The organism is Stutzerimonas sp. (assembly GCF_982611455.1).
Map to the genome: position 1 here is coordinate 44,853 of NZ_CEXBBO010000034.1, position 8,318 is coordinate 53,170.

The 8,318-nt window shown below is 58.9% G+C and carries 7 protein-coding genes; 1 reads left to right on the plus strand and 6 read right to left on the minus strand.

From position 1 onward, the window contains the following. The first annotated feature begins 3 nt into the window (after positions 1–3). Positions 4–807 carry an inositol monophosphatase family protein gene (locus AC2LD7_RS18010; protein ID WP_082041293.1) on the plus strand — a complete coding sequence of 268 codons (804 nt, stop codon included), beginning with the start codon at positions 4–6 and terminating at the stop codon, positions 805–807. Here the strand turns inward: AC2LD7_RS18010 and AC2LD7_RS18015 are convergent. The 6 genes from AC2LD7_RS18015 to AC2LD7_RS18040 form a co-directional block, all read right to left on the minus strand. After that, positions 804–1,718 (minus strand): LysR family transcriptional regulator, encoded by a 915-nt coding sequence (locus AC2LD7_RS18015; RefSeq protein ID WP_003298906.1) that lies wholly within the window; start codon positions 1,716–1,718, stop codon positions 804–806. The two genes, AC2LD7_RS18010 and AC2LD7_RS18015, sit on opposite strands and share 4 nt — an antisense overlap. Beyond that, a complete protein-coding gene (gene ptxD / locus AC2LD7_RS18020) occupies positions 1,712–2,722 on the minus strand; it encodes a phosphonate dehydrogenase PtxD (protein WP_003152798.1) in 1,011 nt (336 codons plus the stop codon). The genes AC2LD7_RS18015 and ptxD overlap by 7 nt, the downstream gene beginning before the upstream one ends. Before the next feature lie 8 nt (positions 2,723–2,730). Next, entirely contained in the window at positions 2,731–3,558 is an 828-nt protein-coding gene (phnE, locus tag AC2LD7_RS18025) for a phosphonate ABC transporter, permease protein PhnE (RefSeq protein ID WP_003298907.1), read from the minus strand. Between the two features lie 8 nt (positions 3,559–3,566). After that, the gene (gene phnD / locus AC2LD7_RS18030; RefSeq protein WP_003117866.1) at positions 3,567–4,430 is read right to left on the minus strand and encodes a phosphate/phosphite/phosphonate ABC transporter substrate-binding protein; all 864 of its coding nucleotides are present in this window, start codon (positions 4,428–4,430) and stop codon (positions 3,567–3,569) included. Then, positions 4,427–5,254, minus strand: a complete 828-nt coding sequence (phnC, locus tag AC2LD7_RS18035; RefSeq protein WP_003117867.1) for a phosphonate ABC transporter ATP-binding protein — start codon at positions 5,252–5,254, stop codon at positions 4,427–4,429. The genes phnD and phnC overlap by 4 nt, the downstream gene beginning before the upstream one ends. Positions 5,255–5,682: 428 nt before the next feature. Then, positions 5,683–8,318 (minus strand): coiled-coil domain-containing protein (locus tag AC2LD7_RS18040; protein ID WP_484599085.1); only part of this gene is annotated, 2,636 nt, incomplete at its 5' end.

Genomic DNA, 8,318 nt, shown 5'->3' on the forward strand with positions numbered 1-8,318 from the left:
GTCATGATTCTGACTGATCTCTTGAACTGCACGATTCGGATTGTTCTCGGCGCCGGAGAGTTGTTAGCAGCGGAATGTGAGCTTGCATCGGGTCCACGTGGATATGGGGACAAGGCGGAGGTCGACGTAGAGATTGAAGCCCTGCTGAGAGAAGAGCTTCTGGCTGCTCTGGACTGCGATTTTTGGGGGGAGGAAACGGGCTCAACATTGACTGGTGCTGAGTATTGTTGGGTAGTTGATCCTAACGACGGCACCCGGGATTTCCTTCGGGGCTTCAGAGGGACAGCGCTCTCTGTCGGCCTATTGAGGGGGGCAGAGCCTGTCCTCGGCGTGGTTCATGCGCCGGTCACGAACGGGAGAGGACCAGACTGTATCGCTTGGTGCGAGGGGCTGGCCGGCATCAGTAGAAATGGACAGATTTTGAAAAGCTCGATTAGTACACTCCAGCTAGGAGCGGACAGCAACGTGCTGGTAAGTACGGGAGCTTTGGCGAGGCCAGAGGTCAACGCAGCGCTTTGCGCTCCTTCTGTGTGCTTACCGATGCCTAGTATTGCCTACCGACTGGCTACGGTCGCCGTTGGAGATGGTGTTGCGGCAGTCTCAGTTGTTCCTGTATCTGCTCATGATGTGGTGGCTGGACACGCAATTCTGCGGGGAGCTGGCGGCGTCCTGATCAATCAATCTGGCGAACCTATTACCTATGACTCTGTTGCGAAGCTCTCAAAGGTTTCGAGTCGATGTTTCGGTGGAGCGCCGCAGGCATGCACTGTCCTAGTAGATAGAGATTGGAGTCAGGTTTTCGCTTAGACGGTGAGATTAGGCATCGCGGGCGCGTAGCTGATAACAGCTTCTAGCGAGTTGTAGCTATCGGCCAATAAGTGCCGCACAAATCCCGGCGGGTGCAGATTTCCGGGCGGTTTGCGCCAGATCAGTTGGAGACGCTTTTCAAGCCCCGGGATGGGAAGAGCTACCAGCGCGCCACTGCGAACTTCGTCTTGTACTGCGGAAGCCATCACCAACGACACGCCGAGTCCCGCCCTGACTGCTTGTTTGACTGCCTCGGTGCTGCCTAGCTGCATACCGCTGCGAGGCACGCCCAGCTCGCCAAAGTATTCGGTCAGAAGCCGTCCGGTACCGCTACCCGGTTCACCTCCCAGCATCGGCAGGTCCACCAGACGATCGCGTTCTATGCACCCTGCTTCAGCCAGCGGATGGTCGGGGCTGACGATAAGTACCAGCGGCTCGACCCGCCAGAGGCGGTGTTCGAAGTCGGGGTGAGGTAGCCACCATTCCATGATCGCGGCGTCGAGCTGGCCCGCCAGTAGCTGGTCGGCCACATCCGGGTTGGCGGCGATGCGCAGATCCACCTCGCCCCTCTCATTTGCGGTCGTCAGATAGCTGCGCACGAATGGCTGGAGAAGGTAGGTGCCGATGTTGGAGCTGGCCCCGACGCGCTCACTATTTCCATGCAGGGCTTCTAGCGCCCGGGCGTGCATGTCGAGCAAGGCGGTCGCATGCGGCATGAAGGCCAGCGCACGTGTGGTAGGCTGGCAGCCTCTACGACTGCGCTGCACCAGCGTTACGCCGACCTGCTCTTCAAGCTTCTGCAAGTGCTGCGACACCGTCGGCTGGGCCAGCCCCAACGCCCTCGCCGCGCTCTGAAAACTGCCTGTTTGAACGATCGCTACCAGGCTCTTCAGCCAGACCGGATTCAACATGCGGCAGGCTCGGCCTGGGGCAGACGGTTCGCAGCGTTGATTGGGCGCGCACCTGCCAACGCCTGGATGATGCTCTGCGCTGCACAACGTTCAATCTCCAGGCGCACCGCGCGCACTGCCGACCCTATGTGCGGAGTGAAGAGCGTATTCGGATGCGCGAGCAGCGCAGGATCGATCAGCCGCGGCCGGTCCGCGCGAGCCCAGTCTTCCATTTCGAATACATCCGCCGCATACCCGCCGAGCTGGCCTCGCTCAAGCGCCGCGAGCACGGCGGCTTCATCCACTACCGAACCACGACAGGGGTTTACAAGCAGAGCGCCCGGCCGTACGAGGGCAAGCAGCTCGGCGTTGACCAGATGCTCAGTATCGGCATTCAAGGGAAGCGCCAGCAGGATGAAGTCCGAGCTGGCGAAGAGTTCGCTGCACGCCACCTGGCGCAGGCCGAGCCGTTGCTCGGTTTGTGTATCCAGAGCCTTCGCCTCGTGGTACTGCAGGGTCGCGCCCCATCCCTGCAAGCGCTCAGCCATGGCCTGTCCGATGGCGCCCATGCCAAGGATGCCGACCGTCGCGTTATCCAGCCCCGTGCCGTAGAACTGTGGTTGCCAGCCCTGGAACTCGCCAGAGCGGACGAACGCATCTGCTGCGCGCAGATGCCGCCCCAGCCCCACCGCCAGTCCGATCGCCAGCTCGGCAGTCGGGACCGTCAACAGATCAGGCACGAAGGTCAACCAGACCCCGCGGGCAGTACAGGCGTCCACATCGAAATTGTCGAAGCCCTTGAGCGCGCAGCCGACCACACGCAGCTCGGGGCAGGCTTGGAGAAATTCTGCATCGACCCGATCGGGCATGAACGCCATCATCGCCTGAGCATCGCGGCAGCGGCGCAGAATTTCCTCGCGCGTCAGCGTGCTGTCGCTCTGGTTGGTCATCAGCTCGCAATGTGGCGCCAGCAGTTGCAGGATCTCATCGTGTACTCGGTGAGTTATAACGAGTTTCGGCAGCATGGTTTGTCCTATTTGAAACGTTTGCGCAGCACGCCACTGAAGGCGTCTACTAGCGTGACCATGGCCAGGATGACCAGCAGGATTGCTGCAACCTCCTGGTACTGCATGATGCGCAGCGAGCCCATGAGTTCGAAGCCGATACCGCCGGCGCCAACCATGCCCATCACGGTGGAGGCGCGAAAGTTGTATTCCCAGCGGTAGATCGCCACGTCGGCGAACTGCGGAGTCACCTGTGGCAAAACCGCGTGCAGCAGCACTTGCATCGGCGTAGCCCCCGCCGCCCGAGCGGCTTCCACCGGCGCTTCGTCGACGTGCTCGATGGCCTCGGCGAAGAACTTGCCGACCATGCCGATCGAATGCAGACCCAGGGCAAGCACGCCCGGCAAGGCGCCGAACCCTACGGCTGCAACGAAGATGATGCCCATGATCAGCTCCGGCACCGACCGCAGGGCATTGAGCAGCACCCGGGCAACACCGAACACAAGGGGGTGCGGCGCCGTATTGCGCGCTGCAACGAAGGCCACCACCAGCGAGAACACCACTGCGATGGCCGTGCCGGCGATGCTCATCGCCAGCGTGTCGATCAACGGGCGAATCCAGCTTCGATAGCCCGAAAAGTCTGGCGGCATGGCCTCGCCTGCCAGGGTCGCGATGGAGGGCAGCCCGTTCAGCAGCGTGGTGGCATCGAGCAGCCCCACGTACCAGCAGGCCAACAGCACCACTCCGAGTACAATTGCCACCTGCCCCAGCTGGCGCCACCAACCGAGGCCGAAGCCTCGAAGGATGTGCTCGCGTTGCTCTGCAGGCAGCGCCTGCACGTCATGATGAGTAGACATATCGGTGCTCACATCGTGGCGAAGTCGAGGCCGAGCAGCGATCCCATGTTGCGAATCACATCGTAGTCGGCGTCGGTGATTGGCGCGAAGGCCTCGGCTTTGAAGTTGCGCAGCACTTCGGGATCGTCGATACCGACGAATACATCCCGCACCTTGGTTTTCAGCTCGGGGCTCAGGTTCGAGCGCATCGCCCAGGGGTATTGGGGATATTCGCCGCTGTAACCAAGTACTTTCACCTTGCTCGGATCGATTAGGCCACGTTCGGCTACTTGATTGAAAATTACCTCCGACAGCCCACCCGCATCGGCGTTTCCGTTCGCCACGTTGACGGCAACGGCGTCATGCGTGCCCACAAAATGTTGTTCGTAGTCCTGCCCACCCGTCAGCTCGGCCGTCTCAAGAAGCACGGTTTTGGGAATCAGATGGCTGGACGTCGATGCCCGGTCACCATAGGCCATCTTCTTGCCCTTAAGGTCGGCATACTCATTCACGCCTGACGCCACATTGGCGATAATCACTGAGCGATAGGTCGGCTTGCCGTCGATGACCATGGCAGCGAAGGGCTCGATGTCGCTTTTGCTTTTGGCCATGACGTAGGACAGCGGACCGAAATACGCCAGGTCGATACGGCCAAAGCGCATCGCCTCAATCATCGAGGAATAGTCGGTGGTTACGATCAGCTGCACCTTCTTGTCCAGATGCTCTTCCAGATAATCCTTCAGCGGCTGGTTTCGCTTGATCAACTCCGAGGCGTTTTCGTCCGGCAGCAGCGCAACCTTTAGCACATCCGGATCGGCATCGGCCGCTACGGCGGACAGACTTGAAACAGCGGACAGCAAACAGGTCAATAAGAGAGCGGATAAGCGTTTCATCGGGACATCTCCAGTGAAGGTGCGAGCATGACAGGGGTTTCAGCCGGAGCAGTTGCTGGCTGAGTCGTAGAGCGGCCTGCATAGATGCGCTCAAGCTGCGCATCGGTGAGTTCCGAGGGCGCGGCATCGAAAACGATCTGAGAATCGGCCAGCCCGACGACGCGATCGGCGAAGCGGCGGGCATATTCGAGTTGATGCAGCGAAACGATGGCGGTGATGCCGTCTTCCTTGCAGATGTCGCGCAGCAGTCCGAGAACACGGACCGAAGTGGCCGGGTCGAGACTGGCTACCGGCTCATCGGCAAGAATGATCGCGGGCTGTTGCGCTAGCGCACGCGCGATGCCTACCCGCTGCTGCTGGCCACCGGACAGTTTGTCCACCCGGCTTAGCGCCTTGTCTGCCAGACCGACCCGAGCGAGGCAACTGAGCGCAATCTCCTGATCGGCACGCGGCAGAGGAAACAGCGAGCGGAGCGTGTTGTGAAAGGCCAGCCGACCGGTAAGCACATTAGCCAGTGCACTTTGACGTTCGATTAGCTGGTGGTGCTGAAAGATCATGGCGGTACGCCGACGATGCTGACGCAAGGCCGAGCCGCTGCCGAGCTCACCGAGCTCGCTGGTGACACTGCCGCGAGTGGGCGTGACGAGTCGATTGAGGCTACGGAGCAAGGTCGACTTGCCTGCGCCCGAGAGACCAAGCAGCACGGTGAACTCACCACGCCGAAATGCAATCGAGGTATCGCGTAGGGCTGTCACGCCGCCTGGGTAGACGACGCTCAACCGGTCGACCCGCAGCACGGCGTCCTGTATCGGATGGGGCGTCATTTGATCACCTTTCGCAAATTTGCTGGCCGCACAATTGCGGTTCGCGATGCAAAGGGTAGAAATTCCTTGTTAACGCACTGCTTCTAAATGATGACATTTCGATGAATGCTTCGAATCTGCCGTAGCGGGGCGGCAAGCGAAGCCGTGGAAGAACGGGCGCAACGTAGCGTCTTTCTTCACGCGGGATACAGGAGGCTTTGATTGATACTGCTGCGGATTCGCTACAGTAACGTTGGGCCAGAACGTAATGCCATCCAAGCAAGAGAGCGCACACTAGCGGCCAGAAGCAGTCATACCCCAAGAGCTGTTTCGGCCCCAAGATGGCGGATCTATAGATGCGTACCTACCGCTGCGCGAAAGCCAACCTCCGTGAGGACTTGGCTTGCGCCCAGCTTACATTTAAATCAAGGCCCGGAAAGATATCTGCATTATTGAATGCGCTGTTTCCAGCTCCCTGCTTGCGCAGTGACGCCATCTTCAGTCGGCACGAGCGTCCAGATCTTGGCCTCAATTCCGTCGTTTTGCAGCTTGCGCATGAAGTAACGAGCCTGCAGAGCATCATGGGTAGCGATAACGACCTGGAAACCATGATCAACGATGTAGTCACGCAGCAAATCGAAAACCGCAGAGGCATGTACCAGGTCGTGATGCTGAGTCGGGTCATCCAATAACAGTGCTTTCCAAGGAGACCACTGATGACTCATCGCCATTGAGAGCAGGAAGGTCAGTTGAAGATCCGTCAACTGTGCCTCACTCGCGATATCAGGTACCGGTACCGCTTTATTGCCAAGCGGTACAGAAACGCCGGCACGATCCTTGTTATACGAGTTGAAGAATTTCAGGCTTGCCTCGTGGAACCTGGACTCTCGCACGACACGCTTTAGCAGCGCCTGCCAGCGGGGTACCACCTTGCCGACATGCTTCTGAACATTCTCAATTTCTTTCTTGAGTGAGCCGTCCAGCAAATCCATCGCGTCCGAGATCAAGGACAACTGCAAGAAGCTGGAGCGTGCCGCGTTGATGCTGTCATTGAGGTACGCTTCGAAGGCCTCTTCTGATCGGTCAAGACGCTGAGCATCAATCAACCGCTGAGCCAGTTGTGAATCGTTCAGCTTGGCCCAAGCAGAGATCTCCACCCCAATGCCTTCGAGTGCTGAAACATACCCCTCCAGGAGGGTCAACGTAGCGCGCAGTGTCGCTTCACGGGCCTGCGCAGCTTCCGCAAGTGGGTCGCCGGTCAAATCCTGCTCTTGCCAGCTCGCGCGGATTTGAAGAAGGAGCGTTTGAACCCTTCGGATTTCTTCCTCGATCTCCTTGACTGCGGTTAATGACTCAACCAACTGATGCTGCTGGGTGTCTAGGGCGGATTGCACAGTCTCAACCTTCCCGTTCAGATCGCTGATCTGCTGTTCCAGCTGCGCTTTTTCTGCAGTGAGTTGCTCAAGCGTACGAGCCAGCGGTTCTCCAGAGGTGAGCGCGGCCAGTGCGGCAACTGCTTGATCCAGCCGCGTAGACGCTTCGCTCTGTTGAACTCGGGCCAAGTCGAGCATCTGCTGTGCCGAGTTGAAGGCCCCCTCGGTTTGTTCAAAGGCTTCAGGGGAAGGGAGAGCGTCCAAAGCCGCTCGCTGATCAGTCAAACGCTTTTTGGCAGGAGCAATACTATCGAGTTGCTGCCTGAGCGACTCCCTTGCCAATGGGAGCGAGTCACTAGCCAAAATCGGATCGGTACGAAACTGCGCAACTCGTCTTCCCAGATCCTGGCGGCTGGACTCCAAAGCACCCAGCTCCATTCGGCTGAAGTCTAGTGCTTGCTGCGCTTTCTCAACCGCGACCTCACTGGCCGTCAACGCTTCCACAGCAGCTCGCAATCGCTGCTCAGCTGCAGTCAAACTCGGATTGATCGCTTCAAGGGCTTGAGCCACACGGGACTGAAGCTTGGTTGCACCATGCGGCTCCAGGCAAAGCGGGCATTGATCTTGGTCAGCGGGAAGATGTTGCGCTATGGATGCAACGGCCTGACGGATTGCGTCGGCGGAAGAACTGAGCATCTCATAAAATGATCGGGCAGTGGCCTCCGCAGCTTTACACGTCTCATACGAGGAACGTTCGGCATCCCGATCGATGCTCTGTTTATCGATGAGCACTCCGAGATCCGTGATTTGCTGAACAACCTCGCTGATTTGCTGCTCAGTGGCCTGCCAGTCGGCAAGCATTAGACGGCTCGCCTCCAAGCGCTGCTCAGTCTGGTTGATGCCATGAAGCTGGGCGTCAATCTGAGCATGCTGGTTGCGAACCCGTTGGTTGCGCTCATGCTGCTCGCGAAGTACACGAGAATTTTCTTCAGCCTCGCGTAGGGCAGCAATCGCTGACGTCAACGCGTCATTTCGGTGAGCGATCTCCTGTTTTGCAGTGGTTTCTCCAATCAGACGCTCAAGTTGCTGCCCGATGCTGGTAAGTTCTTGCTGTGCAGAGTGGATACTGGCCTGATGCTCCTGCAAGGCGGCATTGCCGTCAGCCCTCGTGTTCGCGTGTTTATCGAGTGTCTGACTAGCTGCCGCGAGGTCTTCATTGAGCTTTTCGAGCTGCTCCTGCGCCGCAACAAAGCTTTCAACAAGATCGTTTACCAAGGCAAGGCTTGAAATATGCGCCCGAGTCCGTTCGACCTTCCCTTGCAAGATCTCGGTCAGTGCGGAGTGTGCAATCGTCAGCCCCTCCTGGCTTGCAGGCCCGGTCAATAAGCCAGGTGGAATCTGGCTCAGGCTTTGCGTCTGGTTTGCAGCGTCAGAGAGAGCGTCGGCAATTCGATCGAGCGGTCGTAATGCACCTACTGCACCGGCAGCAGCTATGTCACGCTCCTGAAGTAGGCGAGTCCACTCGCTCAAATCAGTCTCATGCCCAATCAACACTTCTTCCGCACGGGCTTTTTGCTCCGTCAGCGACCGTCGAACGGCAGCGAGGTTGGCGCGAGCTTTAGAACCGTCGCGACCAATCGGCAGCTTCGCCAACTGGGTGAACCGCCCCGGCTTTCCCGGAGGCTCCAACTCTTGAGAGGATGGAGCCATGA